The organism is Streptomyces sp. NTD91 (genome assembly GCF_059510455.1).
The window spans coordinates 503,109-527,857 of sequence record NZ_JCAJZW010000001.1 but is presented as its reverse complement, the minus strand read 5'-3'; the positions used below and the strand labels follow the sequence as shown (position 1 = coordinate 527,857).

Annotated in this window: 26 protein-coding genes; 15 read left to right on the top strand and 11 right to left on the bottom strand. The window is 69.8% G+C overall.

Annotated features, from left to right (window positions below; all coding sequences use genetic code 11):
* The first annotated feature begins 36 nt into the window (after positions 1-36).
* The gene (locus tag AC5WRT_RS02480) at positions 37-300 is read left to right on the top strand and encodes a DUF3099 domain-containing protein (protein WP_496091963.1); all 264 of its coding nucleotides are present in this window, start codon (positions 37-39) and stop codon (positions 298-300) included.
* Between the two features lie 16 nt (positions 301-316).
* On the opposite strand, the gene AC5WRT_RS02475 is transcribed toward AC5WRT_RS02480, so the two are convergent.
* Positions 317-679 carry a DsrE family protein gene (locus AC5WRT_RS02475; protein ID WP_496091962.1) on the bottom strand — a complete coding sequence of 121 codons (363 nt, stop codon included), beginning with the start codon at positions 677-679 and terminating at the stop codon, positions 317-319.
* Positions 680-1,000: 321 nt separating this feature from the next.
* Between AC5WRT_RS02475 and AC5WRT_RS02470 the strand changes: the two genes are divergently transcribed.
* The 3 genes from AC5WRT_RS02470 to ygfZ are packed head-to-tail and all read left to right on the top strand — an operon-like array spanning position 1,001 to position 3,022.
* The gene (locus AC5WRT_RS02470; RefSeq protein ID WP_496091961.1) at positions 1,001-1,576 is read left to right on the top strand and encodes a heme-binding beta-barrel domain-containing protein; all 576 of its coding nucleotides are present in this window, start codon (positions 1,001-1,003) and stop codon (positions 1,574-1,576) included.
* Positions 1,577-1,609: 33 nt separating this feature from the next.
* Positions 1,610-2,047 (top strand): Fur family transcriptional regulator, encoded by a 438-nt coding sequence (locus AC5WRT_RS02465; RefSeq protein WP_496091960.1) that lies wholly within the window; start codon positions 1,610-1,612, stop codon positions 2,045-2,047.
* 9 nt (positions 2,048-2,056) lie between these two features.
* On the top strand, positions 2,057-3,022 hold the full coding sequence (gene ygfZ, locus AC5WRT_RS02460) for a CAF17-like 4Fe-4S cluster assembly/insertion protein YgfZ (RefSeq protein ID WP_496091959.1): 966 nt from the start codon (positions 2,057-2,059) through the stop codon (positions 3,020-3,022).
* Between the two features lie 338 nt (positions 3,023-3,360).
* On the opposite strand, the gene AC5WRT_RS02455 is transcribed toward ygfZ, so the two are convergent.
* Entirely contained in the window at positions 3,361-3,636 is a 276-nt protein-coding gene (locus AC5WRT_RS02455) for a transposase domain-containing protein (RefSeq protein ID WP_496091958.1), read from the bottom strand.
* A gap of 292 nt (positions 3,637-3,928) precedes the next feature.
* Complete coding sequence (gene dtd / locus AC5WRT_RS02450; protein ID WP_496091957.1) at positions 3,929-4,354, bottom strand: D-aminoacyl-tRNA deacylase; 426 nt, start codon at positions 4,352-4,354, stop codon at positions 3,929-3,931.
* A 160-nt stretch (positions 4,355-4,514) separates the two neighbouring features.
* Here dtd and AC5WRT_RS02445 point away from each other — a divergent pair, with 160 nt between their 5' ends.
* From AC5WRT_RS02445 to AC5WRT_RS02435, 3 genes are all read left to right on the top strand, one after another.
* Positions 4,515-5,132, top strand: coding sequence for an RsiG family protein (locus AC5WRT_RS02445; protein WP_496091956.1), 618 nt, complete (start codon positions 4,515-4,517; stop codon positions 5,130-5,132).
* 52 nt (positions 5,133-5,184) lie between these two features.
* Complete coding sequence (locus AC5WRT_RS02440) at positions 5,185-6,420, top strand: GNAT family N-acetyltransferase (RefSeq protein ID WP_496091955.1); 1,236 nt, start codon at positions 5,185-5,187, stop codon at positions 6,418-6,420.
* 330 nt (positions 6,421-6,750) lie between these two features.
* Positions 6,751-7,665, top strand: a complete 915-nt coding sequence (locus AC5WRT_RS02435) for a winged helix-turn-helix domain-containing protein (protein ID WP_496091954.1) — start codon at positions 6,751-6,753, stop codon at positions 7,663-7,665.
* A 15-nt stretch (positions 7,666-7,680) separates the two neighbouring features.
* Here the strand turns inward: AC5WRT_RS02435 and AC5WRT_RS02430 are convergent, their stop codons facing one another.
* Entirely contained in the window at positions 7,681-7,848 is a 168-nt protein-coding gene (locus AC5WRT_RS02430) for a hypothetical protein (protein ID WP_496091953.1), read from the bottom strand.
* 134 nt (positions 7,849-7,982) lie between these two features.
* Between AC5WRT_RS02430 and AC5WRT_RS02425 the strand changes: the two genes are divergently transcribed.
* From AC5WRT_RS02425 to AC5WRT_RS02410, 4 genes are all read left to right on the top strand, one after another.
* Positions 7,983-8,867 carry a winged helix-turn-helix domain-containing protein gene (locus AC5WRT_RS02425; RefSeq protein WP_496091952.1) on the top strand — a complete coding sequence of 295 codons (885 nt, stop codon included), beginning with the start codon at positions 7,983-7,985 and terminating at the stop codon, positions 8,865-8,867.
* Positions 8,867-9,616 (top strand): HAD family hydrolase, encoded by a 750-nt coding sequence (locus AC5WRT_RS02420; protein ID WP_496091951.1) that lies wholly within the window; start codon positions 8,867-8,869, stop codon positions 9,614-9,616. Before AC5WRT_RS02425 ends, AC5WRT_RS02420 begins: the two co-directional genes overlap by 1 nt.
* A 431-nt stretch (positions 9,617-10,047) precedes the next feature.
* Positions 10,048-12,258, top strand: a complete 2,211-nt coding sequence (locus tag AC5WRT_RS02415; RefSeq protein WP_496091950.1) for a phosphotransferase — start codon at positions 10,048-10,050, stop codon at positions 12,256-12,258.
* Between the two features lie 462 nt (positions 12,259-12,720).
* Positions 12,721-13,260 carry a DUF6817 domain-containing protein gene (locus AC5WRT_RS02410; protein WP_496091949.1) on the top strand — a complete coding sequence of 180 codons (540 nt, stop codon included), beginning with the start codon at positions 12,721-12,723 and terminating at the stop codon, positions 13,258-13,260.
* Positions 13,261-13,341: 81 nt separating this feature from the next.
* Here the strand turns inward: AC5WRT_RS02410 and AC5WRT_RS02405 are convergent, their stop codons facing one another.
* Positions 13,342-15,711 carry an ATP-binding cassette domain-containing protein gene (locus AC5WRT_RS02405; protein ID WP_496091948.1) on the bottom strand — a complete coding sequence of 790 codons (2,370 nt, stop codon included), beginning with the start codon at positions 15,709-15,711 and terminating at the stop codon, positions 13,342-13,344.
* Between the two features lie 514 nt (positions 15,712-16,225).
* On the opposite strand from AC5WRT_RS02405, the gene AC5WRT_RS02400 reads away from it, so the two are divergent.
* On the top strand, positions 16,226-16,597 hold the full coding sequence (locus tag AC5WRT_RS02400) for a VOC family protein (RefSeq protein WP_358869910.1): 372 nt from the start codon (positions 16,226-16,228) through the stop codon (positions 16,595-16,597).
* A 180-nt stretch (positions 16,598-16,777) separates the two neighbouring features.
* On the opposite strand, the gene AC5WRT_RS02395 is transcribed toward AC5WRT_RS02400, so the two are convergent.
* The 6 genes from AC5WRT_RS02395 to AC5WRT_RS02370 form a co-directional block, all read right to left on the bottom strand.
* Positions 16,778-17,533 (bottom strand): class I SAM-dependent methyltransferase, encoded by a 756-nt coding sequence (locus tag AC5WRT_RS02395; RefSeq protein ID WP_496099891.1) that lies wholly within the window; start codon positions 17,531-17,533, stop codon positions 16,778-16,780.
* 351 nt (positions 17,534-17,884) lie between these two features.
* Positions 17,885-18,007 (bottom strand): hypothetical protein, encoded by a 123-nt coding sequence (locus tag AC5WRT_RS02390; protein ID WP_496099881.1) that lies wholly within the window; start codon positions 18,005-18,007, stop codon positions 17,885-17,887.
* 77 nt (positions 18,008-18,084) lie between these two features.
* The gene (locus AC5WRT_RS02385) at positions 18,085-19,014 is read right to left on the bottom strand and encodes a hypothetical protein (protein WP_496099880.1); all 930 of its coding nucleotides are present in this window, start codon (positions 19,012-19,014) and stop codon (positions 18,085-18,087) included.
* Positions 19,011-20,057, bottom strand: a complete 1,047-nt coding sequence (locus AC5WRT_RS02380; protein WP_496099879.1) for a TniB family NTP-binding protein — start codon at positions 20,055-20,057, stop codon at positions 19,011-19,013. The genes AC5WRT_RS02385 and AC5WRT_RS02380 overlap by 4 nt, the downstream gene beginning before the upstream one ends.
* The gene (locus tag AC5WRT_RS02375) at positions 20,048-22,138 is read right to left on the bottom strand and encodes a transposase (protein ID WP_496099878.1); all 2,091 of its coding nucleotides are present in this window, start codon (positions 22,136-22,138) and stop codon (positions 20,048-20,050) included. Before AC5WRT_RS02375 ends, AC5WRT_RS02380 begins: the two co-directional genes overlap by 10 nt.
* Positions 22,104-22,886: a TnsA-like heteromeric transposase endonuclease subunit gene (locus tag AC5WRT_RS02370; RefSeq protein ID WP_496099877.1), complete on the bottom strand. Its 783-nt coding sequence runs from the start codon at positions 22,884-22,886 to the stop codon at positions 22,104-22,106. Before AC5WRT_RS02370 ends, AC5WRT_RS02375 begins: the two co-directional genes overlap by 35 nt.
* 260 nt (positions 22,887-23,146) lie before the next feature.
* Between AC5WRT_RS02370 and AC5WRT_RS02365 the strand changes: the two genes are divergently transcribed.
* The 3 genes from AC5WRT_RS02365 (at position 23,147) to AC5WRT_RS02355 (ending at position 24,731) form a co-directional block, all read left to right on the top strand.
* Positions 23,147-23,614 carry a helix-turn-helix domain-containing protein gene (locus tag AC5WRT_RS02365; RefSeq protein WP_496091947.1) on the top strand — a complete coding sequence of 156 codons (468 nt, stop codon included), beginning with the start codon at positions 23,147-23,149 and terminating at the stop codon, positions 23,612-23,614.
* A gap of 77 nt (positions 23,615-23,691) precedes the next feature.
* Positions 23,692-24,279 (top strand): hypothetical protein, encoded by a 588-nt coding sequence (locus AC5WRT_RS02360; RefSeq protein WP_496091946.1) that lies wholly within the window; start codon positions 23,692-23,694, stop codon positions 24,277-24,279.
* Positions 24,280-24,392: 113 nt separating this feature from the next.
* Positions 24,393-24,731 carry a DUF2516 family protein gene (locus AC5WRT_RS02355; RefSeq protein ID WP_450673030.1) on the top strand — a complete coding sequence of 113 codons (339 nt, stop codon included), beginning with the start codon at positions 24,393-24,395 and terminating at the stop codon, positions 24,729-24,731.
* The last annotated feature ends 18 nt before the right edge of the window (positions 24,732-24,749 follow it).

Below are 24,749 nucleotides of genomic sequence, written 5' to 3'. Positions count from 1 at the left end.
AGTTGTGACAGCCACGGCCCGCCCTACCCTGGACGTATGTACGCACGGCGGCGGCACGTCTACTTCGCCATGATGGGGACCTGCATCGGTCTCTTCGTCCTGGCCTGGGGAGTGGTGCGGATCTGGTCGGTGCCGGCGGCCGTCGGCATGTGTGTCGTCGCCATGGTCATCCCGCCGGTCGCCGCGATGATCGCGAACCGGCGGGGTCCCGAGGACCGCTGGTGGGACGACCCCTCCGGCGATCCCCAGTCGGACGAGTGGTGGGACGAGCTGGACGGCAAGAAGCGCCCGCGTCCGTGAGGGACCGCGAGCGCGGTCAGTACACGAGCGCCTGGGTGTCGTCCGCGAGTGCCTCCTGGACGAAGACCTGCGCGCCCGCGATCCGCACGCCCTCGATGACGTCCTTCTCGGTGATCTCCCGCCGGGCCGCGCACTGGGTGCACAGGGTGATGCGCCCGGCGGCCAGGACCGAGTCGATCAGATCCGGCAGCGGCGCCGCGTGCGGCAGTTCGAACCCGGCCGCCCGCCCCGGCAGCGCGAACCAGGACGACTCACCGGTCAGCCACAGCGACACCTCGACCCCGCTGGCCACGGCCACCGCGGCCACCGTGAAGGCCTGCGAGCAGCGCTCGGGGGCGTCCGCCCCGGCCGTCACCTTGATCACGAGCTTCTTGGTCATGCCGGAAGCCTAGAGGGCCTGTCGTCGAACTCGCGTCGTCCGCCCGACGGGCGGGCGCGAGTGGGCCGAGGCGGGCGGCTCGTAACGGGGTACGCCGTACGGCACCTCGCAGGGAGGGCCGGCTTCCGGCCGCGTAAGCTGGGGCCCGGCTCTGTCGTATGCCCACCCTCGCTCAAGGAGCACCCGTGGAGACTTTCTTCGAAACCCTGCTGGTCCTGGTCTGCGTCGGCGTGCTCGCGTTCGCGTACGTGACCGTGAAGAAGCTGTACCAGGGCCAGCGCTGACCCCGTACCCAGGAAAGATCCAGGAAAGCCGCCGCTCATGATCGAGATCCCGTCCGACCTGCACAAGAGCCTGGTCCCGCTCGCCTTTCTGCTCGGCAACTGGGCCGGTGCGGGCGTGCACGACTTCCCCGGCTCCGAGAAGTGCAACTTCGGCCAGGAGGTCAGCTTCACCCACGACGGCCGCGACTTCCTGGAGTACCACTCCCACACCTGGGTGCTGGACAAGGACGGCGGCAAGGTCCGCCCGCTGGAGTCGGAGCACGGCTTCTGGCGGATCGACTCCGAACGCAGGGTCGAGGTGACGATGACCCGCGACGACGGTGTCATCGAGATCTGGTACGGCGAGATGGCCGACAAGAAGCCGCAGATCGACCTGGTCACGGACGCCGTCGCCCGCACCCCCGGCTCCCGGCCCTACAGCGGCGGCAAGCGCCTGTACGGCTACGTCAAGAGCGACCTGATGTGGGTCGGCGAGAAGCAGACCCCCGAGGTCGAGCTGCGCCCCTACATGTCGGCCCATCTGAAGAAGGTCGTCACCCCCGAGGACGTGGAGCGCTGGGCCAAGGCCCTCCCGGACGACCTCCCGGACGACGGCATCGCCTTCTTCAAGTGAGCCTTCCCACCCCGTAGCTCTAGACTTTCGGGTGTGGTGAGCACCGACTGGAAGAGCGACCTCAGGCAGCGCGGCTACCGGCTGACGCCGCAGCGGCAGCTTGTCCTCGAAGCCGTGGACACCCTTGAGCACGCGACCCCCGACGACATTCTCTCGGAAGTGAGGAAGACGGCGTCGGGGGTCAACATTTCCACGGTCTACCGGACGCTGGAGCTGCTGGAGGAGCTGGGGCTGGTCAGCCACGCCCACCTCGGTCACGGTGCGCCCACCTATCACCTCGCCGACCGCCACCACCACCTGCACCTGGTGTGCCGGGACTGCGAGAACGTGATCGAGGCCGACGTCGACGTGGCCGCCGAGTTCACCGCGAAGCTGCGCCGGCAGTTCGGGTTCGACACCGACATGAAGCACTTCGCGATCTTCGGCCGCTGCAAGGACTGTTCCCTGAAGAGTTCAACTACCACGTCGTAGGCTGGCGATATGAAGAGCCCCCTGCTGTCCCTGCCCGGCGCCGTCCCCGCGGAGGGTGTGGACGAAGGTGTCGCCGCGCACTACGGCGACCTGTTCCGCGAGCAGCGCGCCCTCGCCGACGGCACCGGTTTCGTCGACCTGTCCCACCGCGGTGTCGTCACCGTCTCCGGTGAGGACCGGCTGAGCTGGCTGCACCTCCTGCTCACCCAGCACGTCAGCGAGCTGCCGGTCGGTGAGGCCACCGAGGCGCTGATCCTCTCCGCGCACGGGCACATCGAGCACGCGCTGTACCTGGTGGACGACGGGACGACCGTCTGGGCGCACGTCGAGCCCGGGACCCAGGACGCGCTGCTCGCGTACCTGGAGTCGATGAAGTTCTTCTACCGGGTGGAGGTAGCCGACCGGACCGCCGACGTCGCGCTCGTCCACCTGCCCGCCGGGTCCATCGCCGAGGTGCCGGAGGGCGTCGTCGTCCGCGAGACGCCGTACGGCCGTGATGTGTTCCTGCCGCGCGAGGACCTGGAGTCCTTCGCCGCCGCGCACGGGCCGGCCGCCGGCCTCCTCGCCTATGAGGCGCTGCGCGTCGAGCAGCACCGGCCCCGGCTCGGCTTCGAGACCGACCACCGGACGATCCCGCACGAGCTGGGCTGGATCGGCACCGCCGTGCACCTCCACAAGGGCTGCTACCGGGGCCAGGAGACGGTCGCCCGCGTCCAGAACCTGGGCAAGCCCCCGCGTCGGCTGGTCTTCCTCCACCTGGACGGCAGCGAGGTGCACCTGCCGGTGCCGGGGACCGAGATCCGGCTCGCGGACGAGGGCCCGGACGGCCGCAAGATCGGTTTCGTGACGACCTCGGTACGGCACCACGAGCTGGGTCCGGTGGCGCTGGCGCTGGTCAAGCGCAACGTACCGGTCGACGCGAGGCTCCTGGCCGGGGAGACGGCGGCGGCCCAGGAGACCGTGGTCGAGCCATAGCCGCACGGCCCCTTCGGGACACCGCCGCGCATCCCGCACCACCCTCCCGCCCGACCGGGGCCGGCGGTGCGGTCCCGGTGTGCCGGTACCCGCCCGCCGCGGCGCCCGGACACCGGCCGGCGCCCGCCACAGCGCGGGTCACCGGGCAGCCGGTGCTGTTCACCCCGGCCCCGCCCGCCGACCGGGGCCAGGGGGGTTTCGTCCGGATCAGGTCGGACAGGCCGCGGCGTCCGGCGCGGTGCCTCGCAAGGCGGAGGATCACCCGCGTACTGGGCGTACTCGGGTGGTCCCGTGCCGGGCGTCGCCGGGCACGCGCCGGACGCCGCCACAGCCCCGCCCTATCTGGGCCGAACCGTTGCCGGGCCCGACAGCCCGGCGCGCAACCGGTCGAAGACCTGCCGGTAGCCCAGCCCGTTGAAGAGCGCTCCGACCAGCAGCGGGTAGACCGTGACCCGCGCCGGAAGCAGACGGATCCTGCGCTGCACCGCACCGGTCTCCACCAGCACCTCGTCGACCATCTCGAACGGGATGATCCGGGTCAGCTCACCGAGGTGCCCCGGCGCGAACACCCCGTCCGCCACCCCGGCCGTCCCGGTTATGGCAGCCTGTTCCAACAGCGGGGCTCCCGCGGTGAGGATGTCTTGGAGGACAAACCTCTTCCGCGGCAGCTCCGCTGCCTCATTCACCAGCCTTGACGAACGACCTCCACGCCTAAGGGCCTGCCGGGAAACAAGCCGTCGCTTCCGTAACTGAACGGCGTTGGGACTAGGGCGTGTCTCGAAAGTCCCGTCTGGTCCGCGACGCCTGGCACGGCACCTCGCCGCGTTGTCGGGATCGTCCACGTACGCCCGGTACGAGGACGACCCTCCGCCTTGCGATGCACCGCACCAGACGCCGAAACACGCCCTAGATCTCCAGCAGCACCGTGAAGGGCCCGTCGTTCGTCAGGGAGACCCTCATCCGCGCGCCGAACCGGCCCGTCGCCACCGTCGCGCCCAGTGCCCGCAGCTGGGACACCACCTCGTCGACCAGCGGCTCGGCGACGTCGCCCGGGGCCGCCGCGTTCCATGTGGGCCGGCGGCCCTTCCTGGCGTCGCCGTACAGCGTGAACTGGCTGATCACCAGCAGCGGGGCGTCGACGTCGCTGCACGACCGCTCGTCGTGCAGCATCCGGATCGACCAGAGCTTGCGCGCCAGCTGCGCCGCCTTCTCCTTGGTGTCCTCGTGGGTCACCCCGACGAGGACGCACAGCCCCTCGCCCTCGATCGCGCCGACCGTCTCGCCGTCCACGACGACGCTCGCGCCGTCCACTCTCTGCACCACCGCACGCATGCGGACCATCATGCCGGGTGCCCGGTACGCGGTCACAGGGGGTCCAATATCGATCCCTTACCCCCCCATCTGGGGCCGTTCGGGGGCACTCGGTCACATAGCGGCCAGTTGGGGTGGCACGATGCTTCCACACGCCGGTCGAGGGGACGGTCACAGCACCATGAGCACACCGAGTACCAGCGGGCGGCTGGGCGCGCAGGGGACGTACCGGCCCCCCGTCCAGCGCGCCGACGCGCCGGAGGGCCCGATGCATCCGGCGGGCGTCACGCCGTCCGCGCGGCCCCAGCCCGAGCTGGCCCGGCTGAGCCTGCCCGAGCTGCGCACCCTGCGCCGCGACGCCCAGCGCGACGAGGCGGACCTCAGCTATGTGCGGCGGCTGCTGCAGGGCCGGATCGACATCCTCCGCGCGGAGCTGTGCCGGCGCGGCCGGGCGTCCGTGCCGGCGCCCGCGGACGGTTCGGTGGTCGACCGGCTCCCCGAGATCCTCAAGGACGCCCCGGCCCGGCACCGCTCCTCGGCCCGGCATGTCACGCTCGGCACCCCGCACAACGAGGAGTACCGGCAGCTGGCCGCCGAGATGCTCGCCGAGGTCGAGCTGAGCGATCTCCAGGCGCGCACGGATCTGGAGCTGACCGCGGCCATGGGGCGCCTGACCCGGTACGAGCAGGAGGTCTCCGGGCGCCGACAGCGCCTGCAGCGCACGACCGACGAGTGCAGCGCGGAGATCGCCCGCCGGTACCGGGTGGGCGAGGCGCAGGTGGACGACCTGCTGATGTGAACGGGGCGAAAAGGACGCGACACACGGTGCGCGGCGCGCCTACGGTGGGCCCATGACCGACGTCCGTACCGTCACCGAGGCCGAGTTCGACGACTGGCAGCGTGCCCTGAGCACCGGTTTCCTGCGGCCGCCCGTGATGCCCGCCGAGCAACTCGAGGCCCGGCGAGCGCAGTTCGTCCCGGGGCGGCTGCTCGGCGCGTTCGACGGTGGCCGCTGCGTGGCCACCTTCCGCTCCTTCGCGCAGGAGGTGACCGCGGTCGGCGGCGCGACCGTCCCCGCGGACGCGATCTCCAGCGTCACCGTCAGCCCCACCCACCGCCGCCGTGGCCTGCTCACCCGCATGATGAGCCGGGACCTGGCGACGGCGAAGGAGCGCGGTGACGTGGTGGCCACGCTCATCGCCGCCGAGTACCCGATCTACGGCCGGTACGGCTTCGGCCCGGCGACCTGGACGAGCGAGTGGACCGTCGAGGTGCCCCGGGCCGGTCTCGACTCGCGCTGGTCCGGCCCCGCCGACGGCGGCCGGATCGACCTCGTGGACGGCGAGGACGTGCGCAAGCTCGGCCCCGAACTGCACGAGCGGTTCCGCCGGGCCCAGCCGGGCGCGGTCAGCCGGAACGAGTTGTGGTGGCAGGCGCACACCGGAGCCGTCCGTCTGCACGCCGACTGGACCGAGCCGTTCCATGCCGTCCACCGCTCGGCCGACGGCGAGGTCCAGGGCCTGGTGACGTACAGGTCCGACGAGACGTGGAACGGCATGCAGCCGGACCAGACCGCCACCGTGCAGGAGCTCATCGCGACCACCCCGGCCGCCGAGCGCGCCCTGTGGCTCTACGTGTGTTCCATCGACTGGATCACGAAGGTCAAGAGCGGCTCCCGCGGCCCCGACGACCTGCTGCCGTACTACCTTCCCGACCGGCGCGCGGCCCGGATCGCCGACCACTCGGACTGGCTGTGGGTGCGGATCCTGGACGTCGTACAGGCCCTTCGGGCGCGCACGTACGACGTGACGGGCACGCTGGTGCTGGAGGTGGTGGACGGCGACGGGCCGGCCGGGGGGCGGTTCCTGCTGGACGCCTCGCCGGAGGGCGCCTCCTGCGCGCCCACCGGTCGGAGCGTCGATCTCACGCTGGACGTCCGCGAGCTGGCGTCCGTCTGGCTCGGCGGTGAGTCGGTGCTGCGGCTCGCGGCCCTCGGCCGTGTGCGGGAAGAACGAGAGGGCGCCGCCCGGAAGGCCGACGCCCTGTTCCGCTCGCCCGGGCGACCCTGGTGCCCGGACCTCTTCTGATCGCTCCCCTCTCCCGGTGACGCTGACTGTGCATCCGTAGCGAGCTGTTCAGTTGTGACTGTGCTGAGCGGTGTTCAGTTGTGGCTGTACGATGTCGTGTTCAGTTGTGGCTGTACGATGTCGTGTTCAGTTGTGGCTGTGCGCTTCGGTGGCCGTCCCCTGTCCGGGCTCCCGGCTCCCCTCCGGAAGGGAGCCCGGTCGGCCAACCACTGGGAAGCTTGACCATGTTGTGCAAGTTGGCAGCCAACTTCACCTTCCTTATGTCCGTTGGGAAGCGGCTCATAACCAGCTATCGCGGAACTGCCGCAAGTTGGCGGGAAGTTGTACTGTTTGTCCGTGGACCCGGAGCACGCCTCCGCCAGTGGACGGACGAGGTCACAGCGGTCTCACCCGTCCCACCGCGACATCGCCGACGCACTGCGCAGCCGGATCAGGGCCGGTGTGCTGCGGGCGGGACAGCGCATGCCCACGCAGGCGGAACTGGCCGACGAGTTCGGCGTCGAGCGCGGTGCCGTGCGCCAGGCCTTGCGCATCCTGCAGTCGGAGCACCTGCTCACCAACGTTTCCAAGGGCAGTCCGGCCACGGTGGCGGGCGCGCCGGGTCCGGCCGGACGGCCCGCCGGCCCCGCGGCCCCGCCGCAGCCCACCATGGTCGGGCTGGCCCCGCGGATCGCGGAGGCCTTCGCCGCGCCCCACGTGCGGATCGACGCGCTCTGCCTGACCTCGGTCTCGCTCACGCTGGCCATGGGTGAGCCGCTGAGGCAGATCCACGCGGGACGGCTGGAACCGGCCAAGATCGATGTGCGGGTGCTGCTGCCCAGCCGGGACATCGACCTCGCCTTCCCGGCGCCGGTGGCCGCCGACGACCACGGCCTGCTGCACCGGCGCTGGCTGGCCCAGCGCAACGCCCAGGGCCTGGTGCTGCGGCAGAACCTGCTGGCCCTGTGCGCCACGCACGGCATCGACGTGCAGGTGTCCTTCCGCGCGCTGCCGTTCACCCCGCCGGTCAAGCTGTATCTGCTCAACGGGTCCGAGGCGCTGTTCGCGTACTACACGCTCAAGCGCCGTGAGCGGGAGATCGAGCACGAGCATCTGGAGCTTTACGACGCCGACGGCACGCGCTCGATGCTGTTCGCCTTCGAGCGGCGTGCCGGGCGGCGGGACGGCACCTTCGTGGAGCAGTCGCAGCGGTGGTTCGACGCGCTGTGGGAGACGATCAGTTCGGAGCTGCTGCTCAGTTCCTAAGGCGGGGTACGGGAGTTACAGCGCCGGGCCCGCGAGGAGCACGGCGAGCAGGACGGCGCCGGCCGAGACGGCCTTGTGACTCTTGGTCTCGATGCCCACGGAGATCAGGAGCAGGCCGACGGCGCCGGCGACACCGTACTTCCACTGGACGAGTTGCTCGACGAGGAGAGCGAAGGCAGGCACGGTGATTCCCCCATTCCGAAGATTGGCCAACTTGCAAAAGTTGGCAACCAACTCCATCTGAGTTGTCCCCACTTGGTCATGGTTAATAAACAACTTCCTGGCAACTCCCCAAAGATGGATCAGAGTTGTAGCGTTTGGTCGTGACTCAGGAGCATCTGGCAGTGAACGGCAGCAGGAGGCTCACGCCCCAGGAGATCGCCGACACCCTGCGCCGGCGCATCCGCAGCGGGGAGCTGCGGCCCGGCGAGCGTCTGCCCACCCAGGCCGAGCTGGCCGGGGAGTTCGGCGTCGAGCGGGGTGCCGTGCGCCAGGCGCTGCGGGTGCTCCAGGAGGAGGGGCTGCTCGCCGACGTCAGCAAGGGCAGCCCGCCGCGGGTCGCCGAGCCGTCGGCGCCGCGCGGGGAGCCGCAGCCCACGATGGTGGCGCTCGCGCCCCGGCTGACCGAGGCGTTCTCGGCGCCGCACGTACGCATCGACGCCGTCTGCCTGACCGCGCAGAGCCTGATCCCGGCGCTCGGCGAGCCGCTGCGCCTGATCCACGAGGGCCGGCTGCGCCCCGAGCGGATCGACGCCCGCATCCTGCTGCCGTCCCGCGACATCAACCTCGCCTTCCCGGTCTCGGTCGACGCCGGGAGCGAGGAGGACGACACCGTGCACCAGCGCTGGCTGGCCATGCGCAACGCCCAGGGCCAGGTGCTCCAGTACAACCTCCAGGCGCTGCGCGGCACCCATGACATCGACGTCCAGGTCACCTTCCGGGCGCTGCCGTTCACCCCGCCGGTCAAGCTGTATCTGCTCAACGGGGTGGAGGCGCTCTTCGCGCACTACATGATCACGCGCCGAGAGGAGTCCACCGACAGCGGGCAGACGCTGGAGATGTACGACACGCTGGGCTCGGAGTCGTTGCTGTTCTCCTTCGAGCGGCGTGCCGGAGAGCGGGACGCTGCGTTCGTGGAGCAATCGCAGAAGTGGTTCGACGCCCTCTGGGAAACCATCACGACGGACCTGACACTCTCCTAGTGACTTCTGATGCGACGCAGACTGAGACGACGGAGACCGGACTGACCGCGAACAAGATCGAGTTGTTCCGGGAACTGATCGAAAACGCCCGGGTGGTCCTGTGGGACTTCGACGGACCGATCTGCCGTCTGTTCGCGCGGCACAAGGCCGAACGGGTGGCGACCGGACTGGTGGAATGGCTGGCCGGGCGAGGGCTGCACAATCTGCTCAGCGACTCCGAACGCGGCTCGCTGGACCCGCACGAGGTGCTGCGCGCCGTGGACCTCCGGCACCCGGGCAGCGACCTGGTGACCGAGCTGGAGGAACGTCTCACCCAGGAGGAGCTGCGGGCCGCCGGCTCCGCGCTCCCCACCGCCCATGCCGACCCCCTGATCCGCACCTGGACCGCGGTGGGCGCCCGGCTGGCCATCACCACAAACAACTCCCCGAAGGTGGTCGCCACGTACTTGGCCGACCGCGGTCTCACCGCGTGCTTCGCCCCCCACATCTACGGCCGCACCACCGATCTGCAGCTCCTCAAGCCCGACCCGCACTGCCTCAACCGGGCGTTGGCCGCGATGGGTTCCGCCCCTTCGGCGGCCCTGATGATCGGCGACTCACCCTCCGACCTCGCCGCCGCGCGCGGTGCGGGCGTGCCGTTTCTCGGCTACGCGCGTAACGCGGAGAAGGGGAAGCTCCTGCGGGAGGCCGGAGCCGCGCACGTGGTCGCCTCGCTGAAGCCGTTGCTGGGGCTGTTGTGGAGCCGGTGACGGCGGGAGCGTGGCGTCCGGGACCCCGGCCGCCGCGCGGCGCGGGGCTCGGCGCGACCCTCACCCACCACGTGCGCGACGGGGAGGCCGGATCCGCCGGGAACGACCTTCGTGGACAGCGTGACGTCGTGGTTCGAGTCGGTGTGGCAGCTGCTGACGGACGAGTCCGCGGACGGAAGGCGGAGCGGTGGCCCTGGAGGCTCGAGGGAGACACGATTCCTGTGATGTAGCATGCGCCCACCGCGTGAGCAACCGCTCCCGTTCACATGCAGGGGATGGCACACGCGCCGACCCTCGAACGACCTGACGCAGCCGAGCGCCGGACACACACCCGTTGTGGCTACTCGACCACGCCTCCGGTCGTGCGGACCGACACCCGCGTTTACCGTTTGCCGTACTTTCCAGCCAGCGCGAGTCATTCGGAGCGGCCAGTGGGCGCACCTCCTGTTCCCCGTCTTCACGGGGAACGCGCCGAGCCCGGTGCAGTACCCGCGCGGTACGAAGGGTTCGTGGCCTACGCCCGCAGTCACGGCGAGAAGAGCAGCGGCCACCACAACGACAACTTCCGGATCCCGCTCACCGCGCCGATGGCGCAGACCCTGGGGCGTGAAGCCGGTACGCCCGTGACCGTGCGGATCCGGCGGGCGACGGCACTACCGGTGGTGATCAGGACCTGGGACAACGAGGCGGAGATCCTGCGGGCGGTCAAGAGCGCCCTGCCGCACGTGCCGGAGTGCCTGGCCGAGGGGGACGGGTTCGCGATCCACAGCCATGTGGAAGGCGTGCCGCTCTCCGGTGTCTGCGGCAACGGAAAGCCCGTCGACGCGCTGCTGATCAAGGCGCTCGCCGGGCTGCTCGCCCAGACGGCCCAGGTGCGCCGGGGCGCGCTGCCGCCGCTGCCGGCCGCCTGGCCCCGCAACGACCAGGACAGCCAGGGCTTTCTGCAGACGCTGGCGCGCCTCGCCGACCAGCAGATCCGCCGCCCCAACTGGAGGGCGTTCGGCGGGCTGTTCGCGGCGCTGGGCATTGCGGAGGACGCGCTGGTCCGACTGGCCGAGCGGGTGCCGCCGATGGCGCGCCGGCCGTACAGCCTGCTCCACGCCGACCTGCACCGCGAGAACCTGATCATGACCTACGCCGGGGACCCTCCCCTGGTCTGCGTCGACTGGGAGCTGGCGACCTACGGCGACCCCCTGCACGACCTGGCGACCCATCTGGTGCGGATGCGGTACCCGAGACATCAGTGGCCCGAGGTGATCGACGCCTGGGCCGCGGCCATGCAGCGGATCCGCCCGGGCGCGGTCAACGGGCTGGCCAGGGACCTGCGGCACTACATCGCCTTCGAGCAGGCGCAGTCGGTGTACCCGGACGTCATGCGCGCCGCGATCTCCCTGGACGAGACGTTCGACCAGAAGGGGCTGGACCACGCCACGGCACGGGTGCGCCGGGCTCTGGAGGCGGCCCAGGGTCCGCTGAACCTGCGGAGCCTGCCCGGCGAGCCGGAGATCGAGCGGGTCCTCTTCCGCTGGCGCGTGTCCAGGGGCGAGACGCGGGGGGGCCTGTTCGCCACCTTCGTCTCCCCGCCCTGGCACCCGGACCGGCGGGTGCCCGAGCGTGTGGACTTCCCCCACTGGGCGGTGTACGCGGCGCTGCACGCGGAGGGTGCCGCACCGGCCGGACGCGTGTTCAAGGGAACGGCCCATCTGAACTCCGTCGTCCGGGTCCCCGGCATCGGGTTCCCCGTCGTGGTGCGGCGGAAAGTGGCGAACGTGTGCCGGCGCGAACGCAGCTTCCTCAGCGAGCACGCGGTGCTGCGGGCCATCGAGGATTCCGGGGTTCCGGTGGCGGCGCCGAGGATTCTCGCCCTGGGCGAGAGCTACCCCGGGAAGTTCCGCAAGGACAGCTTCGCCATCCACACCTACGAGGGCCCGCTCGACACGAAGCGGCCGCCCGACCACCCGGTGCACGGCCTGCTCCCGTACGAGGCGGACCGGCTGGTCGACCAGCTCTGCGCGCTGAAGGGCGTGGACCACGCCGAACTCGACCCCGCGGCGGCCGAGCGGGGCTTCGGCTTCTACGGCTGGCTCGCGGACCAGCTCGTCATGCTGGTCCGCGACCTGCCCAAGGAGTCCCAGCAGCTGGCCCGGCTGCTCGGCCTGCCGGAGGCCGGCCGGCTGCGACAGATGCTGGCCCGGTACGACGTGAGCCACCGGCAGCCGAGCCTGCTGCACGGTGACCTGAACCCGTGGAACCTGGTACGACGCGACGACCACCTGGCGCTGACCCTCATCGACTGGGAGATGGCGACCGTGGGCGATCCCCTGTACGACCTGGTCCGGCACATGCATCTGACGCCGACCCGGCCGGAGATCCGGGACCGGATGTTCCGCCGCTGGCAGTCCCTGATGCCGCCCGCGTACACCCGGGACTGGCAGAAGGACTGGCGGGTGTACCGGTGGGTGGAGATCGTCCGCTCGGCCTATGTCGACCTCGACCGTCTGGTCACCGGCGCGGGCCTGGACGCCCCCAACGTCCGCCGTGCCGTTGACTCGTACGCCATGACCCTGGCGGCGGCCAAGGGCTCCCTGGGGCTACCCGTCCGCCCGACGGCCAACCCCTACCTCGCCCGCGCCCTGGCCTAGGTGTATTGCCCTGTGAGGTTCGTGAAGATCTTGCTGAGGGGCTGTCCGGCCGAGCGAATGCCGTCCTCGTGCCCTGGTGGGGGCTGCCGCCGCCGGCGGTCCCCGCCCGGCCGGACGAGGCCGAGCCTCCCGGCCCGCTCCACCGAGGACCAGGCCCCTGATCGCTTGGGCGGCGGGCCGCCCCGGCGTCCGGCTGGACGACGGGATCACCCGACGCACCTGACCGCCGCCCACCATCCGGCACCTGCGCTGCGGCACGGGGTCGGCCACCGCTACGGACTGACGGACGCCGACTTCGGGGCCGTACAGGAAGGGCCGACGGCGGTCGGCCGAGCGGAGGACGCGGCGGCTCGGGCAAGCCACAGCTTGGGTCTGTGGAGGAAAACCAAGGATTGACCTGCCCGTATCCGCCGCTGGACGATCGACGGGCGATGTCCAGCGGACCGACGGACGGAGGAAGCCGTGCCGGACGCCTTCGCCACCGCATTGGCGTTTCTGCGCGACCTGGGAGCCGCCGAACTCGCGCATCCGGGCGGCACCCTCCTCGCCCATCTCCAGCGCGTCGAGCGGCAGCTCGCCGAGTGGGGCGGGCGCCCGGCCCTCAGGCTCGCGGGACTGTGCCACGCCTGCTACGGCACCGACGGCTTCCCCGACGCCCTGCTGCCGCCGCAGCGCCGGGCCGAACTGGAGGCCGTCACAGGCGCCGAGGCGGAGTCCCTCGTGTACCTGTACGGTTCCTGCGACCGCGAGGCCGGCTATCCGACGCTCGCCGAGGCCGACGGGGTCTTCCGGGACCGGTTCACCGGTCTTGCCCATGTCCCCGAGGCGGGCCCGCGCCGGGACTTCGCCGAGCTGACCGCAGCGAACGAACTCGACCTGGCCCGACGGGACCCCGCCTTCCGCGCCCGCTGGGGCCCGGACCTGCTCGTCCTCTTCACTCGCGTACGCACGCTGCTGAGCCCGCCGGCCTGGTCGGCGTGCGAGACGGTGCTGGACGGGTAGGCCGGCGACGGCCGATGGCGACGTCGGCGGCCGTGGTGCGTGGCGGCTGGTCGCACCTCCAGGTTCTCGCCATCGGCCCCCTCACGCCCCCACGTACGCCGCCAAGTGCTCCCCCGTCAGCGTCGACCGTGCCGCGATCAGGTCCGCCGGGGTGCCCTCGAAGACCACGCGGCCGCCGTCGTGGCCCGCGCCGGGGCCGAGGTCGATGATCCAGTCGGCGTGGGCCATGACCGCCTGGTGGTGTTCGACCACGATGACCGACTTGCCGGAGTCCACCAGGCGGTCGAGGAGGGCGAGGAGTTGTTCCACGTCGGCCAGGTGGAGGCCGGTCGTCGGCTCGTCGAGGACGTAGACGCCGCCCTTGTCGGCCATGTGCGTGGCGAGCTTCAGCCGTTGCCGCTCGCCTCCGGAGAGCGTGGTGAGCGGCTGGCCCAGGGTGAGATAGCCGAGGCCCACGTCCGACATGCGCTCGAGGATCTTGTGGGCCGCGGGGACCCGCGCCTCGCCCGTGCCGAAGAAGTCCTCGGCCTCGGTCACCGACATCCCCAGCACCTGGGCGATGTCCCGCCCGCCGAGGGCGTACTCCAGCACGGAGGCCTGGAACCGCTTGCCCTCGCACTCCTCGCACGTCGTCGCGACCCCGGCCATCATCGCCAGATCGGTGTAGACGACCCCTGCACCGTTGCAGTTCGGGCAGGCCCCCTCGGAGTTCGCGCTGAACAACGCCGGCTTCACCCCGTTGGCCTTGGCGAACGCCTTGCGGATCGGCTCCAGCAGACCGGTGTACGTCGCCGGGTTGCTGCGCCGCGAGCCGCGGATCGGGGTCTGGTCGATGGAGACGACGTCCGCGTCCGCCGGCATCGAGCCGTGCACCAGCGAGCTCTTGCCGGAGCCGGCGACACCGGTGACCACGCAGAGCACGCCCAACGGGATGTCGACGTCGACGTTCTGCAGGTTGTGCGTGGTCGCGCCCCGGATCCGAAGGGCGCCCGCCGGCCCCCGCACCGTGTCCTTCACCGACGCCCGGTCGTCGAGGTGCCGGCCGGTCAGGGTGCCGCTGGCGCGCAGGCCCTCGACCGTGCCCTCGAAGCAGACCGTGCCGCCCGCCGTACCGGCGCCCGGCCCGAGGTCGACGACGTGGTCGGCGATCGCGATCGCCTCCGGTTTGTGCTCCACGACCAGCACGGTGTTGCCCTTGTCGCGCAGCCGCAGCAGGAGTTCGTTCATCCGCTGGATGTCGTGCGGGTGGAGGCCGATGGTCGGCTCGTCGAAGACGTACGTGACGTCGGTGAGGGAGGAGCCGAGGTGACGGATCATCTTCACGCGCTGGGCCTCGCCGCCCGAGAGCGTGCCCGCCGGCCGGTCCAGGGAGAGATAGCCGAGGCCGATCTCCACGAACGAGTCGAGGGTGTGCCGCAGGGACGCCAGCAGCGGTGCCACCGTCGGCTCGGCCAGCGACCGTACCCACTCGGCCAGGTCGCTGATCTGCATCGCGCACGCGTCGGCGATGCTGACGCCCGCGATCTTCGAGGACCGGGCCGCCGCGGTGAGCCGGGTGCCCTCGCAGTCGGGGCAGACGGTGAAGGTGACCGCGCGGTCCACGAACGCCCGGATGTGCGGCTGCATGCCCTCCTTGTCCTTGGCGAGCATCGACTTCTGGATCCGCGGGATCAGACCTTCGTAGGTCATGTTGATGCCCGCGATCTTCATCCGGGTCGGTTCCTTGTGGAGGAAGTCCTGCAGTTCCCGCTCGGTGAACTTCCGGATCGGCTTGTCGGGGTCGTACAGGCCGCACTCGGTGTAGAGCCGGTAGTTCCAGCCGCCCGTCTTGTAGCCGGGGATCGTCAGCGCTCCCTCGTTGAGGGAGAGGGAGTCGTCGTAGAGCTGGGTGAGGTCGAGGTCGGTGACCGTGCCCCGGCCCTCGCAGCGCGGGCACATGCCGCCGGTGATGCTGAAGCTGCGCCGCTCCTTCACCTGCTGTCCGCCGCGCTCCACGGTGACCGCGCCGGCCCCGCTGATCGAGGCCACGTTGAAGGAGAACGCCTTGGGCGAGCCGATGTGCGGCTTGCCGAGGCGGCTGAACAGGATGCGCAGCATCGCGTTGGCGTCGGTGGCGGTGCCGACGGTGGAGCGGGGGTCGGCGCCCATCCGCTGCTGGTCCACGATGATCGCCGTCGTCAGCCCGTCGAGCACGTCGACCTCGGGCCGGTTCAGCGTCGGCATGAACCCCTGCACGAACGCGCTGTACGTCTCGTTGATCAGCCGCTGCGACTCCGCGGCGATGGTGTCGAACACCAGGGAGCTCTTGCCCGAGCCGGACACACCGGTGAACACGGTCAGCCGGCGCTTGGGGATTTCGACGCTGAGGTCCTTGAGGTTGTTCTCCCGGGCGCCGTGCACCCGGATCAGGTCGTGACGGTCGGCGGCGTGCGGTGCGATGGCGTCGTCCATGGCGGTCACGGTAGCCGGGGCGTCCCGGTCGGCGCTTCTCCGATTCTGACCGTCCGCGCCCCGATGCGCGGCCGGGTGTCGCATCCGCGCGTCCGGCGGTGTCTTCCCGCCGAACCGGTGCGTCGTGCCGGGCCTGCCGGGCACCGGGCACAACCCGGCGGTCGCCGGGGGGCCAGGGGATGGACGTGGTCATGGTCCCCGACGGGGCGGGGTGGTGGCCGCCGGTCCTACGCCGTTCCACGGAGCCGACGCCGCGGCACGGGTGCTCGCGCGCGCCCACCGGGTGGTGGACACGCCGGACGTGACGGGACCGCCGAACTCGGCCCGGGCGAGGAAGTCGTCGACGTCTTCGCGTGCCCCTGCTGTCCTGTCCCAGATAACTGTTGGCATGGCGTGGCCCTGACCTGCTGTGCTTACGGTTGAGTGGGACGAACGTGCTCTCCCCGTCCCGCTCAACGGTAGGCAGCCGCCTCTATGGCGTGCTCGGAAGTCCACTGATCGGCTCGGAGGTCTCATGTCCCTGCAGATGGAACTGGTCGCGATAACGCTGGATTGCCCTGATCCGCTGGCTCTGGCGGCGTTCTATCAGCAGGCCACCGGCTTTGAACCACACCCGAAGTCGGACGCCGAGTTCGCCGGTCTCAACCGTGAGGACGGACTCTTCATCGGCTTCCAGCGGGTTGAGGACTACCGGGCTCCGAGTTGGCCTGGCCAGATCGTTCCCCAGCAGCTTCACATCTGCTTCAAGGTCGCGGAAAGCCTGGACGAGGCCGAGGCCCGACTGCTGGAACTGGGTGCGGGAAAGCCGGATCACCAGCCGCATGGGGACAAGGCGCGGGTCCTCACCGACCCTGCTGGGCATCCCTTCTGCATCGTCACGCGCTGACCGGTGTCTTGCCTGGGATGCGTCGGCCGAGGTTGTCCCGCCGGGGCGGCATTCGGCGTATGCCGGCGGTCAGCAGGGGCGACCTCGACGAGCCAAGATCTGGATTCCCTTTGACTCGTTCCCGTTCATGGCGTCCTGCGAGCAACCGCGCGGTCCGGCCAGGGACTGAGAGTCCGGTGTTTATACCTTGCTCGCGACCACCATGTAGTTCTCCGCCTCAAGATCGAACGTGCTCACTTCCGTCCGGAGTCCGACCCGGTGCAGCTCGACTTCGAGTTCCTCGTACCGGTAGGGCCAGCAGGACAGCAGTTCCGAGCGGACAAGAACCGGCCCAGTCGCATCAACTTGGGCGATCGCAATCTCGATGTGATGCTCCTCCTCCCAATGCGGCGCAATCTCCCAGCGGTAAATTACGACGGCATCGCGACCGTTCCGGCGGACGAGTCGGTCCCAGATGTCCAGCCGGGAACCCCTGGCCCTCACGAGTTCCCAAGTGCGGGATGTGAGCACCAAGCGCCCGCCAGGGCGCAGAAGCCGTGACATCGACTCCAGAGCAGCACCCCTGCCTGTCGCGCCCGCGGCGTGATGAAGCGAGTTGCCAACGCAGAACACCATGTCGAACGTGTCGTCCTCGAAATGGTCGGGCAACTCTTCCCAGTTCGCCCGTACGGCCCGGACGGATGCCCCGAACTCCTCAGACAACTCTGCAGTCCGACGAACCATGGCCTCGCTGGCATCAGTTGCGACAACCTGCATGCCACGACCGGCGAGGCCAACCGCCAACTGTCCGGTTCCGCACGAACAGTCGAGGACGTGAGCGTTCGACGGCAGGAGATTGAGAACGTCGTCGAACGACGCAGCGAACTCGGCTGGAGGCAACTTCGCATCCGAGATGAGCCATTCGTATACCTCGGCAAGCACGCCATAGCCTGTCACAACCACTACCTCCGTCACGCGGCAGCCTCACGGTAGGACGTCAGTCCATCAGCGGAGCAAGCCGGGCACCAATGGTTTTCGCAAGGACGGCTCTGACGGTGTTTGTGGGTTGTCAGTTGTCCGTCTGAGTGGATTTCGTCGCCGGGTATGCAGGTCAGCACGGCGAAGAGGAGGACCACGTCGAGGTTCGCGTCCGGATGGCCCAGCTTCGACGGTGTGTCCAGCACGGCGAAGTGCATCGTGGCGTGCAAGGTGGGCCTGGGAGATCATCCCTAGTGAGGTGTCGACGCCGGTGAGGTTGGTAAAGCCCTGCTCGTCGAGGGCTTCCATGGTCTGGCCGCAGCCGCAGCCCTAGTCGAGGATCGCGGCATGCCGGTCGACGCCGTCCAGCCATGGCACGTGCAGCGGATGCGTGAACGTCTTGGTCGCCGCGGCGGCGTCCCAGTAGGCGGTCTGGCTGTCGAGGTCGGACATGGCGGATGCCTCCGTCAGCGCCCTGAAATGGTGATCACGCTGCCATGATCTCGGATGCTGTGACCTGGCGTTGCGTCTCACTCAACTCGGGGCAAGTGCGCCCGGTTCTCATCGACTTGGGTTGCGGGCTCCTTGACCTCTGCGGACTTGATGGCCAGCTCGATGCGCCATGCAGTCATGATCATCTCGGTGAGGAACCAGTGCCTTGCGGTGGTGCGAAGAGAGCGTTCTTGGGGCAGACGTCGATGGAACTCCGCCTTGAACAGTCTCGTCTGCTCCTCCTCGCCCAGTGCGAGGCTGCGCCAGTGCGCAGACGCGTAGAGCGACATGGCTTCGACGATCTCGGGATAGACCGCCGCATATCGCTGTGGTTGCCAAGGTCGGACCTGGCGGTCGTTCGGCGACATCCGCCGGAGCCGTTCTGCCCGATCACTCAGGCGGTAGCCCCGCTGGAACAGGCTGTGCCAGAAGGTGGAGCATCGGTCATAGCAGGCAGCGATCACCGCCGGGCCGTAGCGGCGTAACAACCGGTAGTGCCGCCGCTGAGCCTGGACGACTTCAGGCAGGTCAACCAGGTCGTATTGTCCTGCCGCACTGTCGACGGCACGGCCGATCCAGAGACGATGGGGGATGCAGACATGGTCGTGATGCTTCGACATCCAGATCATGACGTCCTGCTGTGGATTTCCGATCCTGCGGGCGACGCAGCGCCGACACGCCCACCGAGGAGTGAGTGCAAGGGGCCCGTTCGAGACGTTCCACGACTTGTTCTCCCAGCGAGGAATCGCGTACTGAATCGTGGTGCGGGACTGCCCGCTGAGGACGCTGAGCTGGTCGATCGGATCCAGCCGGGACGCCAGCCAGAGGGAGGGCCGCTGCAAGCGTTGGACGGGCAGAGCGTTCGCCGCGGCCAGTCTGCTCAGGAACGAGGATTCAGTCTCCTGCGGGAAGGGCTTGAGCGGACGCGGCAGCGGCCGGACGACAACGGGATCGAACCCCGCGCTCATCCGACTGCCCTGGGAGGCTCGGGCGGGCCTTCCGACTCGCTGTTGTGGTCGATGCGGACGGCCCGCAGGCTGGTCTTGGTGATGTGTTCACTGCCGTCGAGGATGGCGGAGATGGCCGCAGCCCGGATGAGGTGCGAAAGACTTCCGATCATGCCGCCGGTTCTCTGATGCAGGTATTTCGACTGCTTGACCAGGGTGCCGGCCTGGTGCCGGTGCAGGCGCAGGGTGTTCTCCAGCGAGGCGACCAGTGCTCGCCACTCGGCAGTGCAGGGAAAGCGGCCCGTGCGGACCATGATGCAGCGGCCAGCCAGCTGCTTGCCGCGGATGCCGGTGAACAGGCCGGACTTCTCGACGTTGATGCCGGCATAGACGAAGGTCGCGGGCAGGTGCTCGGTGAAGTACTTCAGATGGTCGGATAGGTCCTCTCCGGCGATGGTCGCGTGGTTGAGCAGGTGGATCTCATCGACGAGGACCAGGTCCGTGCGGGCCTCGATGAGGACCTGACAGACGGCACTGGTGACGTCGATGGAGTTGTGCCGTGGGCTGATCACGGGCAGGCCGAGGAACCGGGCGAACTCCATGGCGAGTTTGCGCGGGGAGCCCTTGGGCGGGGCGGTGATGTAGACGACCGGAATGCGGTCGCTTCCTGGGTAGCGCTGCCGGACGCGGAGTTCGTGCGTGCGCCCTAACTGCTTGAGCGCGGTGGTCTTCCCCGTAGTCCAATCCCCGGAGACGATCATCCCGCGCCGGGCGCCGTGCTCACGCTGATTGAGCAGGGTCAGCAGCCGCCCCTCGTGGGAGATCTCCTTGACCGTGGACGTGCGCACGACCTGAAGCTCGGAGTGATAGGCGATGCGCGCCTCGTCGTAGGAATCCCGCAGTTGCGGCGGCATCGCCTGCCACTGCTGCTCGGGTAGCAGGTCGAAGACGGCCAGGTCGGCCTCGACGAAACGTCGCCAGCCCTCCAGCCTGGTCGAGGGGTCGGTCCAGTTGTCTTGCAGGCCGCCGTCGTCCCCATCCGAATCGGCAGTGTTCACCACCACTTCTCGGCCTCCTTCCGCGCGTCGAAGATCTCCAGAGGGACGACATCGGCGAGTTCACCGTCGTCCTCGTCATCCGCAAGAACTGGCTGCGACGCTGGCAGGGGCTCGGGGGCCGGCCTCGGCCAAGCCGGTTGGCTGGTGGCCCGGGTGCGGGCGGCGACCTTGCGGTCCCGGCGGCTGCGGCGTGACGGGCGGGGCGGCTTCACGGGTTGGCTCTCAGGGCCGTCGGCGGCGCGGTCCAGGAGGGCGACGGCGGCCTGGGCGATCTCGTCCTCGGTTGCCCGGTCGGTGCCGCGCTGGGCCAGGATGCGGCGGGCGTGGTCCCAGGCCAGCTCTCCCATAGGTGTCGGAGCGGTGCGAAGGTGCCGCCAGATCGCGGTGATCCAGCCGCTGCCGTGGTGGTCGCGTACCCAGATGCGGGAGATGTCGTAGGGGTCGTAGTGGACCTCCCAACTCCGCCCGTCCGCTCCGGCCCCGGACGGCTGGCGGCGGAACGGGCTCAACTCTTGGCTGTCGTAGGTGCGGTGGCCCAGGCGGATGCCGTAGGAGTTGATCCTCCTCCGGCAGCGGGGCAGCAACTCGATGTATTCCTCCGGGCTGAGCGCGACCGGGACGTGTCCGGCAGCCGCGACCAGGGCGGCGTACTTCTCGTTCGGGCTCAACGCCTTGCCGGGCATCAGCGGATCCCGCAGGCCGTCGTGCGGCCGCATCTGCCAGTGGATGATCCACTCCTGCAGCAGTTCCTGTAGCCGATGGATTGTCCAGACCGCCTCCGCGGCCGGATCGATGCCGCGATGCTCTGTACTGCGACCCTTATGGCCGCGAAGGTACTGGACGAACATCGAGGCCACCGAGCCCAGCGTCGTCTCGATATGCGGTTTATCCGTCGGAGTGTCGGGATGAGCGGGCTGGAAGGAGATGCCCAGCGACTGGCAGGCCGAGCGGAATGTGTTGGAGATGTAGGTCTTGGCCCGGTCGCAGACGATCGTCTCCGGAGTAATCACGGGGACGGCCGCCGCGCTGGCCAGGCGTTCGTCCAAGGCCATGAGCGAGGCGTGCGGCAGCACCGACCGGGACATCCGTAAGGCGTCCGCCCAGCCGGGCCGCATCGGCTCCGGCGTCATCGCCCGTGCCAGCAACAGCGCGGCGTCCACTGCCTTCGTCGACGGCCGCAGCACCGCCGCGGCCAGCGTGCGGGTCGCGATGTCCACGATGCCGGTCAGTTCGACGGTGTCCACCGTGCCGTCGTCGTGAACGACCAGCACGTCCAGCGGAGTCGAGTCGATCTCCATGACCTCGCCCGGGCGGGCGGCGGTGAGCTGGCCGAACATGCCGTCCGGTTGCTTGGCCAGCGAGCGGCGGGTGCGGGCCGAGCCCAGGGTGTGCCGCCCGGAGGTGACCGTCTTCAGCAGCCGGTAGAACGCCGTGCGCGACGGCAGCGGCACGACTCCGGGTCCGTGTTCGGCCTCCAGGAGGCGTTCCATCCGGCGCCGCAGTACCTGTGCGGAGACCGTGGACCGGCTCGTCTGCTCGTCCACGACCCTGCGCAGGGCCTCGACCACCCGCCGGTCGGCGCGGCCCGTACCGTCCGAGACAGCCCGCAGCCGCGGGTCGACCAGACCCAGAACTCCTTCGTCCTCGAAACGGCGCCGCATCCTCTGGATCAGCGCCAGCGATGTCGTGTGCCCGGTCGCGGCCAGTTCGGCGGTCTTGGCCAGCTCCCGCTGCCGCAACGACCTCACAGCAGGGTCGTACTCGGCCCGCACCGGGACCTGCGGATCATCCAGCGGACGGCCCGTGAGCATCTCCACCAGGTGCCGTTGCCACCACTCGGCTCGCTCGACTGCCTTGACCGGAAGCCCCTCCAGCACCCCGGCCGCCGGGACCACCGCCCGCACCGAGGCCGGGGTGACCACCTCGAAGTCGGCGGAGGACAACAGATGGGCTAGCATCACCACGCTCGCTGACTGGGTCTCGTCGACCAGCCGGACCGCGGTCCCCTCCAGCGCGGCCACCGTGTGCAGTCGCCCGTCGAACCGGACCCCATCACCCGCTCGCAGCAACCGCGGACGCGATGGCATCCCCGCTCCCTTCCTGCACCGTGCTGAGCCGGACCCGCGAGCCCGCTGACAACAGCCCGGCCTCCAGATCCACGGCTAGGACCCGGCGCCAGAGCAGGTGGAACAGCACGGGCAGCACCGCGATCTGATCCCCCACCCGCAGGGCCCCGGCCAGCAACCCGCCGCCGTCGGCGAACACCTCCACCAAGCGGGCAGCGACCTCCTGGTGGTGCACTCGCGGATGCCGGTAGCCGGCCAGCCACCGCACGTTCGCCATCAACACTCCATCCGGCGTCCCCACCCGCACGAAGTCCCAGCCCACCGACCGGCAGGCCGCCGCTGTCACAGCGAACTTCGCCGCGTCATCCGGCTCGATCCGCTCGTCCGGACGCACGTCCACCACCAAGCCCGTGCCGTCGGCGCGGCGGACGAAGAAATCCGGCGTATGCCGCACCCGCTTCCCGTCCGCCCTGGCCCACGACAGCCGGAACGGCTGCGAAGCCATGCCCGTCACCAGCGGATCGAAGTCGAGCAACATCAGATGGTCGCGCTCCAGCCACGACTCATAGCCCACATGCCCGCCGCAGGTCGCCGACCAGTACCAGCCGCACCAGTTCCCCTGACCACGAAACGCCGGGAACCGGCGCTCAGGCCGCACCGACTCGAACCGCACCGCCCACAGACGCCCCAAAGATCCCCGCTCACGGATACCGGCCGTGCTGACGTACTCCAGCTCAACGTCCTCCGCTGACACCTCGCGCACATCCATCCGGGCCTCCGGTACGACGATGACCAGCCGCTTTGACCGTAGAAGCGCCGTGACCGCCGTACCTACACAAGACCGGAACACTCCGGAACTTGCCCACACATGACCGGGACCCAGCCGCACATGCCTACAGAAGAGCGGGACTGCCTACACATCGCAGAGACAGGACACCTGCCGCGGGCCGGTCCATGCCCCGGACCGCGCGGCACACTTTTGCAAGCGGGTGCTTGCAAAAGTTAGCGTGGGTGGGGCAAGGTGGAGGCATGGCAACACTGAACGTCGGCAATCTCGGTGAGTACCTGCGCGAGCAGCGGCGGAACGCCCAGCTGTCGCTGCGGCAGCTCGCCGATGCCGCCGGGGTGTCCAATCCCTACCTGAGCCAGATCGAGCGCGGGCTGCGCAAGCCCAGCGCGGAGGTGCTCCAGCAGGTCGCCAAGGCTCTGCGCATCTCCGCCGAGACGCTGTATGTCCGCGCCGGGATCCTCGACGCCGAGCGGGACCGGGACGAGGTGGAGACGCGCGCCGTCATCCTCGCCGATCCCTCGCTGAACGAGCGGCAGAAGCAGGTGCTGCTCCAGATCTACGAGTCCTTCCGGAAAGAGAACGGATTCGGGGTCGGCGAGCCCGCCGCGGACGGGGAGGCCGGGGACCCGGCCCAGGGTTTGGACGCGGACTCCGGCGCGGCCGGCGGACACGCCGCCGACGCGGACCCGCGGCGTACGGCCGGATAACCGGACCAGGGCGCCGGCCGTACCACCGCGGACCACACCACCTCAGCCGAACGCGAATCCGGGAGGACCTGATCACCATGGCCATCACCGACGACCTGCGCAAGACCCTCAGCGACCCGACTCCGCTCTACTTCGCCGCCGGCACCGCCGACCTCGCCCTCCAGCAGGCCAAGAAGGTGCCCGCCCTGGTCGAGCAGCTGCGCGCCGAGGCGCCGGCCCGCATCGATGCCGTGCGCAACACCGACCCGAAGGCCGTGCAGGAGAAGGCCACCGCCCGGGCCAAGGAGGCGCAGGAGAGCTTCCAGAGCAAGATCAACGAGTTTCTCGGCACCCTCGACGTCGACCTGAAGAAGCTCGGCGAGCAGGCCCAGGACCTCGCGCTGCGCGGTGTCGGCGCAGCGGCCGAGTACGCCGTCAAGGCCAGGGAGACCTACGAGAAGGTCGCCGAGCACGGCGAGCAGGCCGTGAAGCACTGGCGCGGTGAGGCCGCCGAGGAGATCGAGGACATCGCGATCGCCGTCGAGGGCAAGCCCGAGCCGGCCGAGGCCGCCGGGGAGCCCGGGCCGGCCGAGGCCGACGCCGCCGGGAAGAAGCCGGCGGCGAAGAAGGCTCCGGCCGTGCGCAAGACCACCACCGCGAAGAAGACCACGCCGCCGGCCAAGTGACCGGGCGCCGTACGCCCCGATGAAGCGGGCCGGGCACCTTGGGGGTGTCCGGCCCGTTGTACGGGTACGGTGGCTCTACGGACGACTCGACTCGGGTGGTGGGCATTGTGCTGATGACGGCGGTCGGCGGAGTGATGTGGCTGATCTTCACCGCCATGCTGGCGCTCGCCATCGTGGCGTTCGTGATGGCGGCCATCTTCCGCGAGGACGCGTACCGTGCCGCGGACAAGCAGAACAAGGGCTTCTGGCTGATCATCCTGGGCATCGCGGTCGCCGTGAACCTCTTCGTCCCGATGCTGTTCCTGCAGCTCGCGGGCCTGGTCGCCACGATCGTCTTCTTCGTGGACGTCCGCCCGGCGCTCCAGCAGGTGTCCGGCGGCAAGGGGTTCCGCCGCCGGGGCCGGGGCAGCAGCAGTGACGGTCCCTACGGGCCGTACAACGGCGGCCGCTGAGGCCGCTCGTCGATCGCC

Excerpts from the sequence above, each read along its gene's own strand:
- dtd (WP_496091957.1), bottom strand. The coding sequence starts at position 4,354 with ATGCGTGCGGTGGTGCAGAGAGTGGACGGCGCGAGCGTCGTCGTGGAC.
- AC5WRT_RS02365 (WP_496091947.1), top strand. The coding sequence starts at position 23,147 with ATGGCAACACTGAACGTCGGCAATCTCGGTGAGTACCTGCGCGAGCAG.
- AC5WRT_RS02400 (WP_358869910.1), top strand. The coding sequence starts at position 16,226 with ATGTCCCTGCAGATGGAACTGGTCGCGATAACGCTGGATTGCCCTGAT.
- AC5WRT_RS02480 (WP_496091963.1), top strand. The coding sequence starts at position 37 with ATGTACGCACGGCGGCGGCACGTCTACTTCGCCATGATGGGGACCTGC.
- AC5WRT_RS02445 (WP_496091956.1), top strand. The coding sequence starts at position 4,515 with ATGAGCACACCGAGTACCAGCGGGCGGCTGGGCGCGCAGGGGACGTAC.
- AC5WRT_RS02440 (WP_496091955.1), top strand. The coding sequence starts at position 5,185 with ATGACCGACGTCCGTACCGTCACCGAGGCCGAGTTCGACGACTGGCAG.
- AC5WRT_RS02355 (WP_450673030.1), top strand. The coding sequence starts at position 24,393 with ATGACGGCGGTCGGCGGAGTGATGTGGCTGATCTTCACCGCCATGCTG.
- AC5WRT_RS02385 (WP_496099880.1), bottom strand. The coding sequence starts at position 19,014 with ATGAGCGCGGGGTTCGATCCCGTTGTCGTCCGGCCGCTGCCGCGTCCG.
- AC5WRT_RS02470 (WP_496091961.1), top strand. The coding sequence starts at position 1,001 with ATGATCGAGATCCCGTCCGACCTGCACAAGAGCCTGGTCCCGCTCGCC.
- AC5WRT_RS02390 (WP_496099881.1), bottom strand. The coding sequence starts at position 18,007 with ATGTCCGACCTCGACAGCCAGACCGCCTACTGGGACGCCGCCGCGGCG.
- ygfZ (WP_496091959.1), top strand. The coding sequence starts at position 2,057 with ATGAAGAGCCCCCTGCTGTCCCTGCCCGGCGCCGTCCCCGCGGAGGGT.
- AC5WRT_RS02405 (WP_496091948.1), bottom strand. The coding sequence starts at position 15,711 with ATGGACGACGCCATCGCACCGCACGCCGCCGACCGTCACGACCTGATC.
- AC5WRT_RS02475 (WP_496091962.1), bottom strand. The coding sequence starts at position 679 with ATGACCAAGAAGCTCGTGATCAAGGTGACGGCCGGGGCGGACGCCCCC.
- AC5WRT_RS02360 (WP_496091946.1), top strand. The coding sequence starts at position 23,692 with ATGGCCATCACCGACGACCTGCGCAAGACCCTCAGCGACCCGACTCCG.
- AC5WRT_RS02370 (WP_496099877.1), bottom strand. The coding sequence starts at position 22,886 with ATGGATGTGCGCGAGGTGTCAGCGGAGGACGTTGAGCTGGAGTACGTC.
- AC5WRT_RS02375 (WP_496099878.1), bottom strand. The coding sequence starts at position 22,138 with ATGCCATCGCGTCCGCGGTTGCTGCGAGCGGGTGATGGGGTCCGGTTC.